The organism is Pseudomonas sp. P4_C3, from assembly GCF_056402075.1.
This window is the reverse complement of sequence record NZ_JBFUIC010000081.1, coordinates 1-19,387: the sequence shown is the minus strand read 5'-3', so window position 1 is coordinate 19,387 and position 19,387 is coordinate 1. Positions and strand designations below refer to the sequence as shown.

The 19,387-nt window shown below is 59.3% G+C and carries 20 protein-coding genes; 9 read left to right on the top strand and 11 right to left on the bottom strand.

What is annotated here, in order from left to right:
• Positions 1-55 precede the first annotated feature (55 nt).
• A complete protein-coding gene (locus AC1DVH_RS15240) occupies positions 56-337 on the bottom strand; it encodes an HU family DNA-binding protein (protein ID WP_007905514.1) in 282 nt (93 codons plus the stop codon).
• A 396-nt stretch (positions 338-733) separates the two neighbouring features.
• Between AC1DVH_RS15240 and yejK the strand changes: the two genes are divergently transcribed.
• Together yejK and AC1DVH_RS15230 are read left to right on the top strand one after the other, a co-directional pair.
• Positions 734-1,738, top strand: a complete 1,005-nt coding sequence (yejK, locus tag AC1DVH_RS15235; protein WP_008018580.1) for a nucleoid-associated protein YejK — start codon at positions 734-736, stop codon at positions 1,736-1,738.
• On the top strand, positions 1,738-2,088 hold the full coding sequence (locus AC1DVH_RS15230; protein WP_477754501.1) for a glutaredoxin family protein: 351 nt from the start codon (positions 1,738-1,740) through the stop codon (positions 2,086-2,088). Before yejK ends, AC1DVH_RS15230 begins: the two co-directional genes overlap by 1 nt.
• Before the next feature lie 138 nt (positions 2,089-2,226).
• Here AC1DVH_RS15230 and AC1DVH_RS15225 read toward each other — a convergent pair whose 3' ends face one another.
• The 4 genes from AC1DVH_RS15225 to AC1DVH_RS15210 all read right to left on the bottom strand — a co-directional run bounded on the left by AC1DVH_RS15225 (position 2,227) and on the right by AC1DVH_RS15210 (position 4,829).
• On the bottom strand, positions 2,227-3,162 hold the full coding sequence (locus AC1DVH_RS15225; protein WP_477754500.1) for a glutathione S-transferase family protein: 936 nt from the start codon (positions 3,160-3,162) through the stop codon (positions 2,227-2,229).
• A gap of 88 nt (positions 3,163-3,250) precedes the next feature.
• Positions 3,251-3,571 carry a GIY-YIG nuclease family protein gene (locus AC1DVH_RS15220; protein WP_477754499.1) on the bottom strand — a complete coding sequence of 107 codons (321 nt, stop codon included), beginning with the start codon at positions 3,569-3,571 and terminating at the stop codon, positions 3,251-3,253.
• A gap of 40 nt (positions 3,572-3,611) precedes the next feature.
• Positions 3,612-4,082, bottom strand: coding sequence for a nuclear transport factor 2 family protein (locus AC1DVH_RS15215; protein ID WP_477754498.1), 471 nt, complete (start codon positions 4,080-4,082; stop codon positions 3,612-3,614).
• Between the two features lie 120 nt (positions 4,083-4,202).
• Positions 4,203-4,829, bottom strand: a complete 627-nt coding sequence (locus AC1DVH_RS15210) for a response regulator (protein WP_477754497.1) — start codon at positions 4,827-4,829, stop codon at positions 4,203-4,205.
• Between the two features lie 473 nt (positions 4,830-5,302).
• Here AC1DVH_RS15210 and AC1DVH_RS15205 point away from each other — a divergent pair, with 473 nt between their 5' ends.
• The 5 genes from AC1DVH_RS15205 (at position 5,303) to AC1DVH_RS15185 (ending at position 11,242) form a co-directional block, all read left to right on the top strand.
• Entirely contained in the window at positions 5,303-6,031 is a 729-nt protein-coding gene (locus AC1DVH_RS15205; RefSeq protein WP_477754496.1) for a fimbria/pilus chaperone family protein, read from the top strand.
• Between the two features lie 140 nt (positions 6,032-6,171).
• Positions 6,172-8,655, top strand: coding sequence for a fimbria/pilus outer membrane usher protein (locus AC1DVH_RS15200; RefSeq protein WP_477754495.1), 2,484 nt, complete (start codon positions 6,172-6,174; stop codon positions 8,653-8,655).
• A gap of 10 nt (positions 8,656-8,665) precedes the next feature.
• Positions 8,666-9,808 carry a DUF1120 domain-containing protein gene (locus AC1DVH_RS15195; RefSeq protein WP_477754494.1) on the top strand — a complete coding sequence of 381 codons (1,143 nt, stop codon included), beginning with the start codon at positions 8,666-8,668 and terminating at the stop codon, positions 9,806-9,808.
• Positions 9,809-9,894: 86 nt separating this feature from the next.
• Positions 9,895-10,509, top strand: coding sequence for a DUF1120 domain-containing protein (locus AC1DVH_RS15190; RefSeq protein ID WP_477754493.1), 615 nt, complete (start codon positions 9,895-9,897; stop codon positions 10,507-10,509).
• A gap of 82 nt (positions 10,510-10,591) precedes the next feature.
• Positions 10,592-11,242, top strand: coding sequence for a DUF1120 domain-containing protein (locus tag AC1DVH_RS15185; protein ID WP_477754492.1), 651 nt, complete (start codon positions 10,592-10,594; stop codon positions 11,240-11,242).
• Between the two features lie 13 nt (positions 11,243-11,255).
• On the opposite strand, the gene AC1DVH_RS15180 is transcribed toward AC1DVH_RS15185, so the two are convergent.
• The 6 genes from AC1DVH_RS15180 to AC1DVH_RS15155 all read right to left on the bottom strand — a co-directional run bounded on the left by AC1DVH_RS15180 (position 11,256) and on the right by AC1DVH_RS15155 (position 17,626).
• The gene (locus AC1DVH_RS15180; RefSeq protein ID WP_477754491.1) at positions 11,256-12,560 is read right to left on the bottom strand and encodes a CynX/NimT family MFS transporter; all 1,305 of its coding nucleotides are present in this window, start codon (positions 12,558-12,560) and stop codon (positions 11,256-11,258) included.
• Positions 12,550-13,209 carry a FadR/GntR family transcriptional regulator gene (locus tag AC1DVH_RS15175; RefSeq protein WP_477754490.1) on the bottom strand — a complete coding sequence of 220 codons (660 nt, stop codon included), beginning with the start codon at positions 13,207-13,209 and terminating at the stop codon, positions 12,550-12,552. The genes AC1DVH_RS15180 and AC1DVH_RS15175 overlap by 11 nt, the downstream gene beginning before the upstream one ends.
• 235 nt (positions 13,210-13,444) lie before the next feature.
• The gene (locus AC1DVH_RS15170; RefSeq protein WP_223459875.1) at positions 13,445-14,209 is read right to left on the bottom strand and encodes an amino acid ABC transporter ATP-binding protein; all 765 of its coding nucleotides are present in this window, start codon (positions 14,207-14,209) and stop codon (positions 13,445-13,447) included.
• Positions 14,210-14,239: 30 nt separating this feature from the next.
• Positions 14,240-15,337 carry an amino acid ABC transporter permease gene (locus AC1DVH_RS15165; RefSeq protein ID WP_477754489.1) on the bottom strand — a complete coding sequence of 366 codons (1,098 nt, stop codon included), beginning with the start codon at positions 15,335-15,337 and terminating at the stop codon, positions 14,240-14,242.
• Between the two features lie 10 nt (positions 15,338-15,347).
• The gene (locus tag AC1DVH_RS15160; RefSeq protein ID WP_477754488.1) at positions 15,348-16,529 is read right to left on the bottom strand and encodes an amino acid ABC transporter permease; all 1,182 of its coding nucleotides are present in this window, start codon (positions 16,527-16,529) and stop codon (positions 15,348-15,350) included.
• Between the two features lie 65 nt (positions 16,530-16,594).
• The gene (locus AC1DVH_RS15155) at positions 16,595-17,626 is read right to left on the bottom strand and encodes an amino acid ABC transporter substrate-binding protein (RefSeq protein ID WP_477754487.1); all 1,032 of its coding nucleotides are present in this window, start codon (positions 17,624-17,626) and stop codon (positions 16,595-16,597) included.
• 467 nt (positions 17,627-18,093) lie between these two features.
• Here AC1DVH_RS15155 and AC1DVH_RS15150 point away from each other — a divergent pair, with 467 nt between their 5' ends.
• Positions 18,094-18,750, top strand: coding sequence for an alpha/beta hydrolase (locus AC1DVH_RS15150; RefSeq protein WP_477754486.1), 657 nt, complete (start codon positions 18,094-18,096; stop codon positions 18,748-18,750).
• A 98-nt stretch (positions 18,751-18,848) separates the two neighbouring features.
• Positions 18,849-19,387: DEAD/DEAH box helicase (locus AC1DVH_RS15145; protein WP_477754485.1), on the top strand; the 539-nt coding region annotated here is incomplete at its 3' end.

Here is a 19,387-nt window from a genome sequence, read left to right as displayed (position 1 = left end):
CCCACAAAAAAACCGTGCCCGGATCGCTCCGGCGCACGGTTTTTTTTAACAAGTCTTACTTGTTAACAGCGTCGGTCAGGCCTTTGGCCACAACCAGCTTGATCACTTTCTTGGCAGCGATTTCGATGGCAGCGCCAGTCGAAGGGTTACGGCCAGTACGGGCAGGGCGCTCAGTCACTTTCAGTTTGCCGATACCTGGCAGAGTGATTTCGCCGCCGTTTTCCAGCTGATCGGCAACGATTTGGCCCAGTTGGTCCAGAGCGTTACGCGCGGTGGTTTTCGGCGCGTCGATAGCTTCAGCGATGTCGGCGATCAGTTGGTCTTTAGTAAGAGCCATTTAGTGTTCCTTCCCTATCAAATTCATATGGATTGCAGAGTGCAATGTCAGCCATCGAGCCCGATCTTCTGGATCTGGCACCCTCGGCCAAATAACCTCGGGATCGGGGTTATAGATACCGAAATCAGGGTTTGGTTCGACCTGACAAAAGCTGACTGCAGGCTTAACGCAGTGACTTCGCGCAAGACCGGGCAAAACTAGCACAGAGACGTGGAAATATCCGCCTCTAGCTACCCATTTGGTCAGCTTTATTGCGCTAAAACATGAAAAAAACGCATAAGCGCCGCCGGTCGCCCGCCAATTGCCCTTCGCACCGCGCCAAAACCAGTGGTTGCGGTACACTGGGCGCTTTTTCGGGGGAGCACGCCCTCCTCTCTTCATTCAGCCGAGAAGCCCATGCCGATCCGTCATTGCATCGTCCACCTGATCGACAAAAAACCCGACGGCACACCTGCAGTTCTCCACGCCCGTGACTCTGAACTGGCTGAGTCCGCGGCCATCGAGAACATGCTCGCCGACCTCAATGAAAGCTATAACGCCAAACAGGGTAAAGCCTGGGGCCTGTTCCATCCGGAATCCGGCGCGTTCCCCTTCAGCGGCTGGCTGAAGGAGTACCTGGAGGGCGGCCAGGATTTCACCGCATTCAGCCGCGTGGCGGTCGAGCACCTGCAAAAACTGATGGAAGAGTCGAACCTGTCGGTCGGCGGCCACGTGCTGTTCGCGCACTATCAGCAAGGCATGACCGACTACCTGGCCATCGCCCTGCTGCACCACAGTGAAGGCGTGGCCGTGACCGACGAACTGGACGTGACCCCGTCCCGTCACCTGGACCTGGGTCAATTGCACCTGGCGGCGCGGATCAACGTTTCCGAGTGGCAGAACAACAAACAATCCAAGCAGTACATTTCGTTCATCAAAGGCAAGAACGGCAAAAAGGTTTCGGAGTATTTTCGCGACTTCATTGGCTGCCAGGAAGGCGTCGACGGTCCGGGTGAAACCCGCACCCTGCTCAAAGCCTTCAGTGATTTCGTCGAAAGCGAAGACCTGCCGGAAGACGACGCACGCGAGAAGACCAAGACCCTGGTGGATTACGCCAGCAGCCAGGCCAAACTCGGCGAACCGATGGGTCTGGAAGAGTTGTCGGGACTGATCGACGAAGAACGCCCGAAGGCCTTCTACGATCACATCCGCAACAAGGATTACGGCCTGTCGCCGGAAATCCCGGCTGACAAACGCACCCTGAACCAGTTCCGCCGTTTCACCGGCCGCGCCGAAGGCCTGTCGATCAGTTTCGAAGCCCACCTGCTGGGCTCGAAGATCGAGTACGACGAAGAAGCCGGCACGTTGATCATCAAGGGCCTGCCCACTTCGCTCACCGATCAGCTGAAGCGTCGCAACTGATGCTCGGCGGCGTACTGAAAAAATTCCTGCTGATCCTGCTGGTGGTCGTGGCTTACCAGAACTGGGGCAAGATCGAGCGAGTGTTCAACCCTTCGCAAGTGGTACCTGCACAGACGCAGGCCCAGGCCAACGTCGTGCTCTACGCCACCGATTGGTGTGGTTACTGCAAGCTGACCCGGCGCTTTCTCGATCAGAAAGGCATTCCGTACAAGGAATTCGATATCGAGAAGGATGCCGTCGCGCGCGGGGACTATGCAGCCTTGGGTGGCGGCGGGATTCCGATCATCGATGTAAACGGAACCCTGATTCGCGGGTATGACCCGGATGCGATTCTGGCGGCACTGAAATAACTCTGTAGGAGCAGCCGGTCGACGCTCGATTGCTCGCGATGAATCCGAAAATACCGCGGGGTATCAGGCTCGCCGCGTAATCGTTGACGACCATCGTCGGAACGCCGCCCGGAGCAAGCTCGCTCCTACAAGGGATCTTCAGATTGCTTCGATACGGAAACCAAACCGCGGGAAGTGCACATGCACCACACCGCCACGCTCGTCCTCGCGCTGTACAATCAGCTCTTCGCGGCCGGCAAACAACAACTCCCCCGCCACCGGATCAACGCCATAGTCCGTGGCTGCAATCACTACCTGCTGCCCCGCCTTGAATCCATTGGGATCGACGAACTGCTCATCCGGCAATGCCGCTGGCGTGGACGCGCGCGCCACTGCCAGAGCCTCCTCGGAGCTCATCTCGCTGGACGCACCATGACCGAAGCCCAAAACCCTCGCATGCCAGGCGGCAACCGCCGGATAAGCATCGACCAAGGGTGCCGTGACCGACGTCGCCTTGAGAAACCACAGTGAATGAGCCAGGGCGAAGTCGGCAATCGACGGTTCGCCAAACAGGTAATCGCCTTCTTCGCGCTGCAACTGTTGCTCCAGGCGAGACATGATCGTTGGCCACTGGTGTTTGGCCTGCTCGGCGGACAACCTGGTCGCGCTGCCACCACTGAACAAACCGGCGCGGTCGGCGATAAACGCCTTGATCGCTTCCGGCGACAAATTGCCAAAGCGCACCGCTATCGATTCCGGCTGGAACACCAGGCTGACCGCATGCTGGAACACCACTGAGTCGGCCCAGGCTGCAAATGACGCGGTGATCATTTCTTGACCCTCAGGGAAGAACGCCGGCAAGGCTTTTTCCTGTTCCAGTCGCCCGGCAATCAATGCCGTGTCGCAATAGATATCTGCACCGACCTGCAACACCGGTGTCTTGCGGTAGCCACCGGTCAGCGCCGTGAGATCCGGTTTGGGCATCACTGGCGAGATCTTCACCGAGCGCCAGGACAAGCCCTTGAAGCCCAGCAGCAGGCGGGCCTTCTCGGCAAAGGGGGACGTCGGGTAATGATGCAGAATCAACTCGGACATGCTCGGCTCCGCCGCAAGGATCAGGAATCCGCAGCTTAGCGCGCAATCACCTGGCAGCCTACAGATCTGCCTGATGGGAACTGATCATTCAGAGTGATAAGCCAGAGGCGGCGTTCGCTGCGTTCGCCACCAGGCATTCCTTGGCACTCTTCTTGAGTTTTTTGATCAGCCGTTCCTGACGCAACGCATCGCTTTTGTCGCGACAGCGTTCGGTGTAGACCAGGGCCATGGCAGGGCTGGAAAGAAAGAACCGTGCGCCCTTGCCGCTTTGATGCTTGGCGAAGCGACGCAGGGGATCATCGCTGATCCCACAATAGAGCGAACCGTTGGCCGCGCGAACGAGGTAGACGAACCAGGTTTTGCCCGCGCAGGTGTCGGCGTCGACAGGGCTTTCGCTGAGGGTGGTCACGTAACGATCCGGGCTTGAGGGAAAACAGGCCGCAATCTTATCAGCGACTGGCCTGGAATGCCTTCAGCCCCTTCAATGCCTGGGTGCGAACGGCGTTGCGCACCAGTGGCGTCCAGCCCAGCAACAGACCTTTGAAACCCAGCGCCTGACGCGACCAGGCCCACAGATCAAAACGGTCATGATGCTCGCAGATCTTGCCATCACGAAAGACGAAACGCGCCTGGATATCGTTGACCACGGTGTTGCCGGTCTGGCTGAACAGATAGGTCGCGACCCAATGGGCACCACCGGTGCGCTCATCGGCGTGAACATGATCGAAGGTCAGGGAAAAATCCTTGGCCCGAGTGGTCAGCATGCGCCACATGTCACCGGCATCGCGACCGCGAAGCTCGCCGAACGCCGGGTCGCTGAACACCACATCATCGGTGTAGCAGGCAGCCATGGCTTCGGCATCCAGGCGCTGGAAAGCCTGGTAGAAACGGGTGATCAAGACGCTATGGGCTTCACTCATTTGCGGGTTCCCCAGGATTTGCATAATGGCTTCGAAAGATTGCCTGCACGATAGTCTGCAAATGCATCGAACACTATCGGCATTCATGACGAAAATAACGCGATGATTATTCCTGTCATTTCAGTACGACATTCCGTTGTCCCGGGCGTAGGAAAAAAGATCAACATCCGTGGAAATACCCAGCCGGTGCATGGCCATGTTCTTTTGTTTACTGATGGTCGACACGCTGCGATTGAAATGAATGGCGATTTCGCTGACGGTCATGCCACTGGCGAGCATTCGAACCACTTCGTGCTCCTTGGCTGACAGTGGCGATTCGTGCAGTTGATTGCAGGTGTTGGCCAGCAGTGTGCGCAGGGACTCGCTGAGGTAGCGGCGCCCTGCCTGCACCGCATTGATTGCCAGGGGCAACTCAGTCGCCGATGCGGTTTTGGCGACGACGGCCATCACCCCTTGAGCCAACGCAGCCCTTGCTGTCGCCACACTGGTAAACATCGTCACCAGAATGATCGGCAAGGCCGGGTAACGGCGCTGAATCGTACTCAACATTTTCAAGCCATCGGCCTGCTGCCCCCCCGGCATGGAGAAATCCGTGATCAGCAGGTCGCAGGGCGTGCTTGAAAGCAGATTCATCAGGCTGTCGACACTGTCGGCCTCACCGACGATCACACATCGTCGACTGGCGTTGATGAGTATGCGCAGCCCGACACGAACGACGGAATGGTCGTCAGCAATAACGACTCGCATTGTGGGATACCTCCTGCTTGTGGCGCGAAGGCGCGGAAAATAGCGCCGTTCTTACCCATTCCACAACGCCCCGAAAAAACCTCTAACGTCGCCCCCTCAATGTATTCAATGAGCTGACTCTTTGCCCATCTAACAAACAGATGGTTCCTACATTGCAGCGCGCTGAAGACTACGCATGAGGATTACAACCAAAGGATTCCTCGTTAGAAAACGTTACGTAGTCCGCAACACCCTTTCATACATACCCCCCTCTCTTTTCGTACTAGTTGCATTCCTCCCGCTCCGCCTGCTCGATAAATTGTCGCCTGCCAAGCAGTCCGGCCGTAGCCGTAAAGAACTGCGCTCACTCTCTGCCTGACTATCGAATACGTGAACAAGACGCCAATGACCCTGCGCGCTGCATTCTTACTCACGCAATCCCTGCGCTACCTGTATCGCGAGCCATGCCAACGGTCTTTTATCCGGGAATTTCAATGAGAGACATCAAGACAATATTGTTGAAGCAAGTGCGCCGTTTGACCCATACGGGTATCGGTGCCTGCGCTCTGTTATGGACCGCACAGGTCCACGCCGACGGCATGGTGCCCGATACTTCAGTGGTCATCGTCAATGAAGCCAACGGGGAAACCGCTGTCTCTGTAACCAATACCGATAGCAGCCTGGCGCTGCTGCACGTCACCCTCGAAGACATTCCCGAAGACACCGAGCCTTTGGTGTTCGTGACGCCCCCCTTGGCACGCGTTGAAGCCTCCGGGACGCAGTTGGTGCGCTTCATCCTGCAATCAGAAAAGCCCCTGCTCACCCAGCGTTTGAAGCGGGTGATTTTTGAAGGCATCCCACAAGGCAAATCTGCTCCCGAAGCCGGGCATGCCCGTGTCGGCGTGACGGTGCGCCAGAACCTGCCGGTCATCCTTCACCCCGCAGGCCTGGCGCCCAACCGCACACCATGGACCGACCTGAAATGGTCGCTGCAGGATGGTCAACTGACCGTACGCAACGAAACACCTTATGTCGTACGTCTGGCTCAGGAAGTGCAACTGTTGCCTTCCGGGAGCGGTGCAATGCTACCGCGAACCTACGTACTGCCTGGAGACCACATCAGCGTTCCGGTCCCCGTAAAGGCTGCCACCCAGGTTCGAATTCATCCCGCGACCGTCTATGGCTTTGCCGTGCCTCCCTATGACGCGCTGCTCGCCCCCTGAAACTGACACCACCGATAGCGCCGTTCAGGGAATAGCTGGCGCCAATACTTCAAGGTGACGGCCTGTTTTTCCGTCGCTACATGCAGGTCTGAAGCCGTAGCGGAATAGGCCAGCACACAGGCAAACCCCAAGTGAACCTCATGAACACCGTATTGAAATACCGTGATGGCGAAGCCATGCCTGCGATTCGGGCGATCCGCAAACTCCCTCATCTGTCGCGACTTCGTACCGGCATGGTGTTGCTGCTAAGCAATGTAGTGATGGGGACCGACGCCTATGCCGAAGATCTCAATGACGCTTCGTTGCAGACTTCGTTCGACCAGAAGATGCTGACACAACGCGGTATCGACCCAGGCCTTGCAACCCTGCTGCTGGCCGCTCCGAACTTCACCGCCGGCCGACATCCGATCACCCTCATGGTCAATGGTATGCGCCGTGGCCGGGTGGACGTCACGTTCAACCGCGAAGGCGACTTGTGCTTTGACCGTGCCCTGCTCGATGCGGCAAACCTGACTGTGCCCCCCACCCCGGCCAACGACAAAGGCTGTTTCGATGTCCTCGCCACCTGGTCGCAAACCCGAATCGAACAAGACCCGGCCAACCTCGGCCTGTCATTGATCGTGCCCACCCAGGCGATACGTCCGACGGTCCGGGATATCTCGGGTTATCAAACCGGCGGCGTCGCCGGGTTACTCAACTACGACGTCAACAGCCTTCACAGCCAATACGGCAGTCAATCGAACCGTTACATCTCGGCCAATACCGAAGCCGGTTTCAATGCCGGCGACTGGATTGTGCGCAGTCGTCAGGTGCAGACCTGGCAGAACGATGTGTCCCGTACCACTCACCTGGCGGCTTACGCCCAGCGCACCTTTGCCAGCCATGAGACGGTGCTTCAAGCGGGCCAGGTCAATCTCTACAACCCGGTACTGGCCGGCGCGCAGATCACCGGTGTCCAGGTCATGACCGAGCAGGCGCTCCAGGTCGACAGCCAAAGCAATCCCATCGAAGGGATTGCCCGCAGCCAGGCTCAGGTCGAAATTCGCCAGAACGGTTCGCTGATCCACTCGACCGTGGTGCCGGCCGGGCCGTTTTCCCTGAGTAACGTGCGTCGGCTCGACAGTCGCTCCGATGTTGAAGTCACCGTCAAGGAAGCGGATGGCAGCGAGCAACGCTTCACAGTTCCCGTCGCCATGCTCGGCGTTGGCCTGCCGGCACCCGGTTTTTCGTTGGCCGCAGGCCAGGTACGCAGTCTCGGCGTGGCACAGAGCGGCGACCCATGGGTGATCAGCGGCGGCTGGAGCGGAGCACTCAACCCGTATGCCCTGCTCAGCGCCGGCGCCACGGGGACCGCCGACTACCGTGCAGCGGGCGCAGGTCTTGGCCTGCTGACGGGGCCCGGCACACAGATCCAGACCACCCTGCAAGCGGCCGACACCAGCACCCGCGAAGCCGACAGAGGGCTTCAGGCCGACCTGAATATTTCGCAACGCCTGGGTGAGCAGTGGTCGATCAATGCCGGAACTTCGCACCGGACCGTCGGTTATCGCGAACTGTCCGAGGCCGTGTTCGACACTCAGTCGGAACGTAGCCAGTCGCGTTACCGTGATCGGCAAAGCCTGTCGCTGGCCTGGTCATACCCAGGGCTTGGCGCGTTCAGCAGCGGCTTCAATCGTTCAACGACATTCGACGGACAGAACAGCAGCCGCGCGCTGGCGTCCTGGGGCACCCAGATCGGCGGCGTGTCGGTGTCGGCCACGGCACAATGGCAAGTCAATGGCACCCAACGCAGTGACGACAGCGTTTACCTGAGTTTCAGTATTCCGCTGGGTGAAAATCGTCGGGCGCGCACTTGGGTACGCAGCTCCGCAGGCGAATACCGCAGCGGTGTCGGCTTGAACGAACAGGTCAACGATCAGTTGAGTTACCGGGTCGGTGTTGAGCACGACACACGAGACAAACAAGTGCAGTCCTCGGCGGGGGTTTCCCTGCTGCCGCGCTACAGCCAATTGGATTTGAGCTACACCCGCTCCGATGCCGAACACTCCAGTTACCAGATTGGCGCGCGTGGCGGCGCCGTGTTGCACGGCGACGGTTTGACGTTATCGCCATATGCCGTGCGGGACACCTTCGCGCTGCTTTCGGTGGGCGATACGAGCGCCATCAAAGTCTCGACCCCCAGCGGTCCGGTCTGGACCGATTGGCAGGGCCAGGCCGTGGTTCCTCAAGTGAGCGCCTATGGTCGCAGCCCGGTAGAAGTCGACACCCGCTCGCTGCCGCGCAACCTCGATATCAACAACGGACTGGCCGTGGTTTGGGCCGGGCGCGGCGCCGTCGACAAGGTTGAATTCGGTGTCACGTTGACCCGCCGTGCCTTGCTCAAAGTCACCACCGACAACGGTGCCCCCCTGCCCCGTGGCGCGACGGTTAGCACCGCAAACGGAGAGTTCGTCACGCTCGCTCAAGAAGGCGGCCTGGTGTTTCTGCCCAACGTCCTGGACACCCGCGACCTGTGGATAACCGCACCGGGGCTTGAGCGCTGCGAACTGCGTTTCGAACTGCCGGCCAAGGCCAATACCCAGGTGTATTACGAGACCGCTGCCGCCCAGTGCCGGACTCTTTAAGGATGATTCTATGAAGCTGTCCCACCCTTTGCTGTTAACACTCGGCACCTTGATGTTGAGCGGACTTGCGCCACAGGCCTGGGCGCTCACCGATGAATGCCAGCTCGCCCTGAGTCAGCCGGTACTCGATTACGGTTTGACGAATAGGGCTATACGCGCCAATGGCTCCGCAGAGCGAACCCTGGGCGAGCGCCGCCTGAGTCTGAACCTGAGCTGCCCACAACCCACCGACATGACTCTGTTCTACCGCGCCATGGCCGCGACCGCAGAGCGCTTTCACTTTGCCGAACACGGCAGCTATGCCGTGCGCATGAGTGACGCTGTGCTCGATGGGCAACCGGTGGACCTGGGCCTGATTTCCGCCGTTGGCCAGGTACCCGAAGCCGCCGCTTCGAGTCTGCTTTGGCGACCGCAGCAAGCCATCGTTCCGGTTCGGGGCGGTGTGGCGGTGCAAGGGCAAAGTCTGTCGGCGCAACTGGAACTGACAGCCTGGGCGCAGGAAAAAGCGTTGCAGGTGCGTGACGCCGTTGTCTGGGAAACCACCGGCCTGTTCGATGCGGTCGCTACGGGACGCTCAAGGGAGATAACCCTGCGCGCCAGTTTCGCGCCCGCCGCGTGCAACGTGGAACTGTCCAATGGCGGCCTGGTGGATTTCGGCCGGTTATCAAAAAACGACCTGAACCCTGACAGGAACACCCGATTGCCACCCAAGGATTTAACCCTGCGAGTTGGCTGCGACGCTCCGACACAATTTGCCCTGGTCATGCATGACAACCGCTCAGGCACGGCGACGGTCAACAGCGAGATTTACTACGGGCTGGGACTGGATAACCGCAGCAACAAGATCGGCCTGTACTCACTGAATGTCGATCCCGCCAACGCCAGCGCGGACAGCTTTGCCCGCGTGTATCGAACCGACTCCACCACCCAGGGCGTGGCCTGGAGCACCTCCAGTTCGAACCCCATACCGATCGCCCGGAAAAGCTACCTGGGCTTTACCGACAGCGCCGCCAGCACCGCAGGGGCCGCCTCGATCCAGAACCTCACAACCACGGTGACAGTCGATGCCGTCATTGCCCCCACCGCCAGTCTGGACCTGAGCACCGCCGTTCACCTCGACGGCTCAGCGACGATCGAAATGCTTTACCCGTAACACTCACCCTGCCTTGTTGAAGCCAAGGTGCAATCACGCGCCCCGGGCCATTCAAGGTCAACAACAGTAGTAAGGAAGTTTCATCCATGAAAAAGTACTTCGCAGCACTCACCACAACAGCACTGATCAGTGCCGCGCCTTTTGCGCTCGCAGCGTCGAGCACTGACCTGACGGTTACAGGCATCATCACACCTGTCGCTTGCACGCCGACCTTCTCCGGCGGCGGTGTCATTGATCTCGGCAAGATCTCGTCAGGAGACCTTAATAAAGAAAGCAATACACTGGTTGGGAAACATCCAATTCAACTGGTCGTATCCTGTGATGCTTCAGCCAAGTTCGCACTGAATCCAATTGACAATAAAGACGGCACATCTTCGGGTGATTGGTTTGGCCTCGGTCTGACCCCCGCCAACGAACCGTTGGGCTACTTTTTCCCCAAAGTCATGCAAGTCAAAGACGGGGCAACTTCGCTGGATGCAATCAAATCAGACGACGGCGGATCAACCTGGGAGAAAGCAACTGATGCTCAAGCGGGATATCTCTTGTCCGTTGCCGCTACTGGCGGCAACGCACCGATTGATGCAAAAGATGTCACCTTTGATTTTGAGGTCGACACCTACATTGCCCGCACCGACTCGCTGACCCTGAACGACGAAGTCACCATTGATGGCTCCGCGACGTTCGAAGTGAAATACCTCTAAGGACCAAGGCGCTGAACCGTTCGCTGCCTGTATGAACGGGCGGTTCAGTACCTATACCTTCTTCTCAAAAAGGAATTTACCGATGAAACGTATCCCTACAGCCCTGACCGCAGCGCTGTTGCTGAGCACGACGACTTGCGCCCTGGCCGCATCTACCGCCGATATGACTGTCAACGGCACAATCACTCCAGTCGCCTGCACCCCGTTCTTTTCCAATAACGGTCTTGTCGACTACGGAAAAATATCCCGGCAGGACCTGAACGTAGACAAAAGGACGCAACTGCGTGATCAATTCCTTGACCTCAACATCAGTTGCAACGCTGCGGCCCGTTTCGCGTTGATCATGCGGGACAACCGGGAAGGCTCGGCCATCGTCAACAGTGAGATCTATTACGGCCTGAATTTCGACCGCAGCGACAACAGGATTGGGCTGTTTTCGTTGCACTTCGATCCCGCCAGCACCGTAGTGGACGCTTGGCCTGAAGTCTATCGAACCGACTCCACCACTGGAGGGCGGGCGTGGAGTTCATCCAGGTCGAGCCCCATACCGATTGCCGCAAAAAGCTATCTGGGCTTCACCCATGTGGCAGGCAGCACCGCAGGCCCTGTCGCGATTCAGAACCTGAGCAGTCAGGTCACGATCGTCACGGTCATTGCCCCCACCTCAACACTGGACTTGAGTGACGATGCAACACTCGACGGCTCCGCGACCCTGGAGGTTGTCTATTTATAGGTGTGCGTCGCGATTAAATTTTCTCACTGCTGACCTGCACATACAGCGCCCGCCCGGCACCGAGCCCGGCGATGATCGCACCGAGGCCAATGACGCCAAAAATCCAGCCCACGGCCGTCCAGCCGCCGGTCCAGTCATGCACGATACCGACCGCGAACGGCCCCATGGACGCCAGGGTGTAACCGAAGCCCTGGGCCATGCTCGACAGGTTCGCCGCCACATGGGAGTCCCGCGAGCGCAACACAATCAGGGTCAATGCCAGGCTGAACGTGGCACCCTGCCCCAGCCCCAGCACGATCGCCCAACCCCACAAGCCTTCGATCGGCGCATACAGACAACCGAACAGACCAGCGAGGGTCAGCGCCATCACGATCACAATCGCCAGCCGCTGATCCTTGCCGCGCGTTGCCAGCCATGGCGCGGCGAGAGAGCTGACCAGTTGCACGATCACCGAACCCGACAGCACCAGCCCAGCCTGGGTCGGGGTCAGCCCGCGCCCGATCAGGATCGACGGCAACCAGCCGAACACGATGTAGGCCAGGGACGATTGCAGGCCCATGTACAAGGTCACTTGCCAGGCCAGCGGGTCGCGCAGCAATCCCCGAACGCGATAGGCGACGTTGTGCGCGCCGTGTTTCTGGCCGACTTGCGGCAACCAGAACAGCGCGGCGGCCAATGCCGGGATGACCCAGAAGCCGAGCCCCAGCGCCCAGCTCTTGTCGAAATGCTCACTGAGCGGCACGGTCGCACCCGCCGCCATCGCCGCGCCCAGACACAGGGCCATGGTGTAGACGCCGGTCATGGTCCCGGCCTGTTTCGGGAAGTCGCGTTTGACGATGCCCGGCAGCAACACCCCGATCACGCCGATGCTGGCACCGGCGAGCACGCTGCCGGCAAACAATCCCATCTCGCCAAAAGAACTGCGCAGGATGATCCCGCCCGCCAGAGTCAGAAGAATGCCCAGCACCACCCGCTCCGCACCAAATCGCCGCGCCAGCACGGGTGCCAAGGGCGCAAACAGGCCAAGACAAAGCACCGGCAACGTGGTCAGCAATCCCGCAGCAGATGCCGACAAGCCGAGGGACTTCGACACTTCGCTGAGCATCGGCGCCATGCTCGACAGCGCCGGGCGCAGGTTCAGCGCCACCAGAATCAGCCCCAGCAGCAACAGCCACGGCCGGCGCAGAACCGGGTGGGTTTGCTGGACCTGTTCGTCATCGGCCTCGGCATCGATCAGCAGCTCTTCCAGCTCTGCCGAGCGTTTTGAGGCTGCGGATAAATCACTGCGGTGCATGGACTTCTCGGTTTCAAGGTTCATTGATCAACTGCCTCGACAGGGCTTTAGCCCGTTCCGGGTCGCGTTGTTCGACGGCATCGAGCAACTCGATGTGCAGGTCGAACACTTCCTGGCGGCGCGGGACGACGCTCAGGGTCTGGCGCAACTGCGCGCCGACGATGCTGGAGAAATAGCGGTACAACTCGCTGAGGGTCGGGTTATGCGCGGCGTCCACCAAGCGGCGGTGAAACACCAGATCGCAGGCGATGTAGGTGTCGAGATCGCCGTGGTAGTGGCTACCGCTGACACCCAGCGCCTCGCGCAATGCAACCAGGTCTTCATTGGTGCGGCGCACGGCTGCCAGGCCGACGGCCTCGACTTCAAGGATGTGCCGGGTCTCGCGAGCCTGTTCAAGCGAACAACGGGACAACGCCTTGAGCGTGTCCAGCGGATCGACCACCGCCCGCAGGTAACTACCATCGCCCTGACGGATCTCGATCAACCCGGAAAACGCCAACACACGCATGGCTTCGCGCACGGTGTTGCGGCTGATGCCCAGCTCGGCGGACAACTCAGGCTCGGTGGGCAAGCGCTGGCCCACTACCCAAACGCCTTGGTTGATACGCAGGCGCAGTTGGTCGAGGGCCTGATCGACCAGGGATCGTTTTACCAATGGAGAGATTTCAGACATGGAATTCGCCCTCTCATCCAATCATAGGATGAATTTTCTGACATGTTAGTCAGGTTAAGCTACCCACACAACCCCCCGTAGGAGCTGCCGCAGGCTGCGATCTYTTGATCTTCGCGTTTTAAAAACAAAATCAARAGATCGCAGCCTGCGGCAGCTCCTACATGGATGGACACAAAAACGCAGACAAAAATAAACCCGGAACTCAGTCCGGGTTTATTTCAGTGCCTGGGTTCGATCAATGCAGGATCTGGCTCAGGAACAGCTTGGTCCGTTCATTCTGCGGCTTGTCGAAGAAGTCGTTCGGCGCCGCCTGCTCGACGATTTCGCCCTTGTCCATGAAGATCACGCGGTTGGCCACGGTGCGGGCGAAGCCCATTTCGTGGGTCACGCAGAGCATGGTCATGCCGTCTTCGGCCAGGCCGATCATGGTGTCCAGTACCTCTTTCACCATCTCCGGGTCGAGTGCCGAGGTCGGTTCGTCGAACAGCATGATTTTCGGCTTCATGCACAGCGCGCGGGCGATCGCCACACGCTGCTGCTGACCACCGGACAGTTGCCCCGGGAATTTATGCGCCTGCTCCGGAATGCGTACGCGTTCCAGGTAGTGCATGGCAATTTCCTCGGCCTTGCGCTTGGGCATCTTGCGCACCCACATCGGCGCCAGGGTGCAGTTCTGCAAAATGGTCAGGTGCGGGAACAGGTTGAAGTGCTGGAACACCATGCCGACTTCACGGCGGATCGCCTCGATCTGCTTGAGGTCGTTGGTCAGCTCTACGCCATCGACCACGATGCGGCCCTGCTGGTGCTCTTCCAGACGGTTGAGGCAGCGGATCGTGGTGGACTTGCCGGAGCCCGACGGGCCGCACAGCACGATACGTTCGCCCTGCTTGACGTTGAGGTTGATATCTTTGAGCACGTGGAACTGGCCGTACCACTTGTTCACGCCCTGCATCTGAATAATGCCTTCAGGGCTCACAGGCTTTTTGATTGCTTCGCTCATTGGAGAACTTCCTAAATTAGGTACGGCGCTTCAGCGCTTGTGGCCAGTGTCGAGCTTGCGTTCCAGATGCATGGAATAGCGCGACATACCAAAACAGAAAATCCAGAACACCAGGGCGGCGAACACATAGCCTTCAGTGGCCATGCCCAGCCATTTCGGATCGGCGGCGGCTTGCTTGACGCTGTTGAGCAGGTCGAACAGGCCGATGATGATCACCAGGCTAGTGTCCTTGAACAGCGCAATGAAGGTGTTGACGATGCCGGGGATCACCAGCTTCAGGGCTTGCGGCAGAATCACCAGGCCCATGCTGCGCCAGTAGCCCAGCCCCATCGCCGCAGCCGCTTCGTACTGCCCCTTGGGAATCGCTTGCAGACCACCGCGCACCACCTCGGCCACGTAGGCCGACTGGAACAGGATCACGCCGATCAGCGCCCGCAGCAGTTTGTCGAAGTTCATGCCTTCAGGCAGGAACAACGGCAGCATCACCGAGGACATGAACAGCACCGTGATCAACGGCACGCCGCGCCAGAACTCGATGAAGGTCACGCAGACCACGCGAATCGCCGGCATGTTCGAACGACGACCGAGGGCCAGGACAATCCCCAGCGGCAGCGCACCGGCGATGCCGACGGTGGCGATCACCAGGGTCAGCATCAGGCCGCCCCATTGGCTGGTCGCCACGCTGGTCAGGCCAAAAATGCCGCCATTCAGCAGGAAGTAGGCAAAGATCGGGTACAGCACCAGGAAGCCCAGCCCGTACACCGCTTTATGGTGAAAGCGCGAGATGAACAACGGCGCCACGCCGACGATTGCCAGCCACACCGTCAGGTCCACGCGCCAGCGCAGGTCTGTCGGGTAGTAGCCGTACATGAACTGGCCGAAACGCTGCTGGATGAACACCCAGCAGGCGCCTTCCTTGGTGCAGTCGGCGCGGGTGGTGCCCACCCAGTTGGCATCGAGGATGGCCCAGTGCAGGATCGGCGGCACCACCAGGTAGATCAGGTAGAACGCAAACAGGGTCAGCAGGGTATTGAGCCAGCTGGAGAACATGTTCGCGCGCATCCACGCCACCGGCCCGAAGACTTTGCTCGGTGGCGGCATGTCAGGTTTGAAAGTATGAGTGCTCATGCGCTTTTCCTTACCGCTCGATCAGCGCAATGCGCTTGTTGTACCAGTTCATCAGCAGGGAAATGCTGATACTGATCGCCAGGTACACGCTCATGGTGATGGCAATCACCTCGATCGCCTGCCCGGTCTGGTTCAGCACGGTCCCGGCGAACRGCGAGACCATTTCCGGATAACCGATACCGGCCGCCAGCGAGGAGTTCTTCGCCAGGTTCAGGTACTGGCTGGTCAGCGGTGGAATGATCACGCGCAGGGCTTGCGGGATGATCACCTTGCGCAGGGTCGGACCATTGCGCAGGCCGAGGGAATGCGCCGCCTCGGTCTGGCCATGGCTGACCGACTTGATGCCCGAACGCACGATCTCGGCGATAAACGCCGCGGTATACACGGTCAGGGCCAGGGTCAGCGCCAGCAGTTCCGGGATCAGCACCCAGCCACCGATGAAGTTGAAGCCTTGCAGTTTCGGCATTTCCCAGTGCAGTGGCGCGCCGAAGATCAGCGCGCACAGCGCAGGGATCACCAGAAACATCGCCAGGCCCACCCAGAACTTGTGGAACGGCACACCGGTGGCTTCGAAGCGCTTGGTCGCCCAGCGGCTCATCAGCACGATGGCGACGATGGCCACCACAATGCTCGCCACAAACGGCCAGAACCCGTCCGCCATCAGGGCGGCCGGCATGTTCAGGCCGCGGCTACTGACGAAAAAGGTGTCGCCGAAGTTATGGCTGTTGCGCGGCCCCGGCATAGTCAGGAACACCGCGAAGTACCAGAACAGGATTTGCAGCAGTGGCGGAATATTGCGGAAGACTTCCACATACACCGTCGCTACCTTGCTGATGATCCAGTTCTTCGACAGCCGTGACACGCCGACGATGAACCCGAGGATCGTCGCCAGGATCACGCCGATGAAGGTCACCAGCAGCGTGTTGAGCAGGCCGATGACAAACACTCGGGCATAGGTGTCCGATTCGCTGTAGTCGATCAGGTGTTGAGCGATGCCGAATCCGGCACTACGCTCCAGAAAGTCGAAACCGGAGGTGATGCCCCGGTGCTGAAGGTTGGTCTGGGTGTTATCGAACAGATACCAGCCCATCGAGACCACCGCGACAATGGTGATGATCTGAAATAGCCACGCACGCACTTTCGGATCGCTGAGGCTGAGCCTCTGCTTTGGTGCGCCGATTGAATTTTGCATGAAGTGCCCCGCAAATAATGGAACAGAACATCACCCGGTGGTTGGCCCACCGGGTGATAGAACCATCAGCGCACTGGTGGTGCGTATTGAATGCCGCCAGCGTTCCACAGAGCGTTCAGCCCGCGGTCGATTTCCAGCGGAGTGCCCTTGCCGAGGTTTTTCTCGAACACTTCGCCGTAGTTACCCACTTGCTTGACGATCTGCACGACCCAGTCTTTCTTCACTTTCAGGTCTTTGCCGTATTCACCGTCGGTACCCAGCAGACGGGCAACGTCCGGGTTCTTGGTGCCCTTGGCTTCGGCTTCGACGTTCTTCGAAGTGATGCCGGCCTCTTCAGCGTTGAGCATGGCGTAGCCAGTCCAGCGCACGATGGCCAGCCACTCGTCGTCGCCATTACGCACGACTGGGCCCAGAGGTTCCTTGGAAATGGTTTCCGGCAGAACCACATAGTCCTTCGGCGAAGCCAGCTTGCTGCGCTGGGCGAACAACTGGGATTTGTCGGAGGTCAGTACGTCGCAACGACCGGATTCCAGCGACTTGGCGCTTTCGTCGGAGGTGTCGAACGTGATCGGGGTGTATTTCAGGCCGTTGCCGCGGAAGTAGTCGGAAACGTTCAGTTCGGTGGTGGTACCGGCCTGGATGCAGATGGTTGCACCGTCCAGTTCCTTGGCGCTCTTGACGCCCAGCTTGTTGTTTACCAGGAAGCCGATGCCATCGTAGTAGGTGATGAAGCCCGGGAATTTCAGGCCCATGCCCGCGTCACGGGAGCTGGTCATGGTGGTGTTGCGCGACAGGATGTCGATTTCGCCGGATTGCAGCGCGGTGAAGCGCTCCTTGGCGTTCAACTGGCTGAACTTGACCTTGGTCGCGTCGCCGAAGACAGCCGCCGCTACTGCGCGGCAGTAGTCCGCATCGATACCCACGATCTTGCCGGTGGAATCCGGAACCGAGAAGCCTGGCAAGCCATCGCTGACGCCACACTGCACGAAACCTTTCTTCATCACTGCATCCAGGGTTGCGCCCGCCTGGGCAAACCCGCTGACACCGAGTACCGCGGCTGCAGTCACGATAGCCAGGGTGGATTTCAACATCTTCATTCAAACCTCCAGTTTTGCTCTTGTTGTGTCGGAGCGTGAGTCCAGTCGCACCCTTTTGAGGCGTAGTCGACCCGTGTTGGCTTTTTTTGGGGTCAACCGACGTAAGACGTTAGCTATGAGTCTATTAGGAGAAAATCCACGTCATGGAAAACTCACTCTCACCAGTCGGCCGAACGGGCTGTAGCCCTTTCACGTTCGCGAAGCCCCGTACCGGCCCTTGGCGAACATCCATCACCGGATTCATTGCTATCCCACAGTCGGCAGTACACTGATAGTGTTACCGCCGGGCGCGAGATGTGTTGCACCGTTTCTCCATAGCAAAGCCCGTACCACACCGCCTGCCAAAGCGCTTCAACTGCAGGTCAATAGCAAAACTTGTACCCTTGCGACATCTTCTTAACGGATCAACCTGACGCGCACTTGGATCACGCACTTGATGAGCGCGCACGCACAACATTGGAGCAGCCATGACCAACCCCTTGATTCTTGAACCCGTCAAGACCGCAGACGCCTGCGTCATCTGGCTGCATGGCCTGGGCGCCGACCGCTATGACTTCCTGCCGGTGGCCGAAGCGCTACAGGAAAGCCTGCTGAGCACCCGCTTCGTTTTGCCCCAGGCACCGAGCCGCGCCGTGACCATCAATGGCGGTTACGAGATGCCGAGCTGGTACGACATATTGGCCATGAGCCCGGCGCGCGCGATCAATCGCGAACAACTTGAAGAGTCTGCCAACTGGATCATCGAATTGATTGAGGCGCAGCGAGCCTGCGGAATAGACGCCTCGCGGATTTTCCTGGCAGGTTTTTCCCAGGGCGGTGCCGTGGTATTCCACACCGCGTTTCTGAAGTGGCAGGGACCACTGGGTGGCGTAGTTGCCCTTTCTACTTATGCACCGACCTTCAGCGATGAACTGGAGTTGTCCGCCAGCCAGCAGCGCATTCCGGTGCTGACGATGCACGGCCAGTATGACGACGTGGTGCAAAACTCGATGGGACGCAGCGCCTATGAGCATTTGAAGCTGCGTGGTGTCACCGTGACATGGCAGGAATACCCAATGGGTCACGAAGTGTTACCCGAAGAAATTCGCGACATCGGCATCTGGCTCGCCGAGCGCTTGCGCTGAGCGTTCAGGATTAAAAGCGCCCTTTGATCCATCCCCCTACGCCGCGCCCGTTTCTTGCATTACACTGGCCGGCGTACATTCCTTAATCAATTGATGAGATGACCGTGCTCAAAGCACTCAAGAAAATGTTCGGTAAAAGCGAGACTGAGCAACTCGCGCCAGTTCCCAGCCCTGCGTCTCACGCTCCCGGCCACCGCACCGACGGTAATCAGTCTGAACGGGCCGCCACCACCGCGGCACCCAAGCATGAGCCGAAGACCGCAATATCTGCCCAGCCTGCGGCGACAACAGCCCCGGAGCAGCCGCTCAGCGAAACGCCGAAACCCGCCAAACCGCGCCGCGAACCCAAGCCCAAGGCGCCGGTCATCCCATGGAAACTCGAAGACTTCGTTGTCGAGCCCCAGGAAGGCAAAACCCGCTTCCACGATTTCAAACTCGCCCCCGAGCTGATGCACGCCATCCAGGACCTGGGCTTCCCGTATTGCACGCCGATCCAGGCCCAAGTGCTGGGCTTCACCCTCGCGGGCAAAGACGCCATCGGCCGCGCCCAGACCGGTACCGGCAAAACCGCTGCGTTCCTGATCTCGATCATCACCCAGCTGCTGCAAACCCCGCCGCCGAAAGAGCGCTACATGGG

Excerpts from the sequence above, each read along its gene's own strand:
- AC1DVH_RS15225 (WP_477754500.1), bottom strand. The coding sequence starts at position 3,162 with ATGTCCGAGTTGATTCTGCATCATTACCCGACGTCCCCCTTTGCCGAG.
- AC1DVH_RS15210 (WP_477754497.1), bottom strand. The coding sequence starts at position 4,829 with ATGCGAGTCGTTATTGCTGACGACCATTCCGTCGTTCGTGTCGGGCTG.
- AC1DVH_RS15180 (WP_477754491.1), bottom strand. The coding sequence starts at position 12,560 with ATGAACCTTGAAACCGAGAAGTCCATGCACCGCAGTGATTTATCCGCA.
- AC1DVH_RS15170 (WP_223459875.1), bottom strand. The coding sequence starts at position 14,209 with ATGAGCGAAGCAATCAAAAAGCCTGTGAGCCCTGAAGGCATTATTCAG.
- AC1DVH_RS15215 (WP_477754498.1), bottom strand. The coding sequence starts at position 4,082 with ATGAGTGAAGCCCATAGCGTCTTGATCACCCGTTTCTACCAGGCTTTC.
- AC1DVH_RS15195 (WP_477754494.1), top strand. The coding sequence starts at position 8,666 with ATGAAGCTGTCCCACCCTTTGCTGTTAACACTCGGCACCTTGATGTTG.
- AC1DVH_RS15175 (WP_477754490.1), bottom strand. The coding sequence starts at position 13,209 with ATGTCTGAAATCTCTCCATTGGTAAAACGATCCCTGGTCGATCAGGCC.
- AC1DVH_RS15165 (WP_477754489.1), bottom strand. The coding sequence starts at position 15,337 with ATGAGCACTCATACTTTCAAACCTGACATGCCGCCACCGAGCAAAGTC.
- AC1DVH_RS15150 (WP_477754486.1), top strand. The coding sequence starts at position 18,094 with ATGACCAACCCCTTGATTCTTGAACCCGTCAAGACCGCAGACGCCTGC.
- AC1DVH_RS15205 (WP_477754496.1), top strand. The coding sequence starts at position 5,303 with ATGAGAGACATCAAGACAATATTGTTGAAGCAAGTGCGCCGTTTGACC.
- yejK (WP_008018580.1), top strand. The coding sequence starts at position 734 with ATGCCGATCCGTCATTGCATCGTCCACCTGATCGACAAAAAACCCGAC.
- AC1DVH_RS15190 (WP_477754493.1), top strand. The coding sequence starts at position 9,895 with ATGAAAAAGTACTTCGCAGCACTCACCACAACAGCACTGATCAGTGCC.
- AC1DVH_RS15240 (WP_007905514.1), bottom strand. The coding sequence starts at position 337 with ATGGCTCTTACTAAAGACCAACTGATCGCCGACATCGCTGAAGCTATC.
- AC1DVH_RS15155 (WP_477754487.1), bottom strand. The coding sequence starts at position 17,626 with ATGAAGATGTTGAAATCCACCCTGGCTATCGTGACTGCAGCCGCGGTA.
- AC1DVH_RS15200 (WP_477754495.1), top strand. The coding sequence starts at position 6,172 with ATGAACACCGTATTGAAATACCGTGATGGCGAAGCCATGCCTGCGATT.
- AC1DVH_RS15230 (WP_477754501.1), top strand. The coding sequence starts at position 1,738 with ATGCTCGGCGGCGTACTGAAAAAATTCCTGCTGATCCTGCTGGTGGTC.
- AC1DVH_RS15185 (WP_477754492.1), top strand. The coding sequence starts at position 10,592 with ATGAAACGTATCCCTACAGCCCTGACCGCAGCGCTGTTGCTGAGCACG.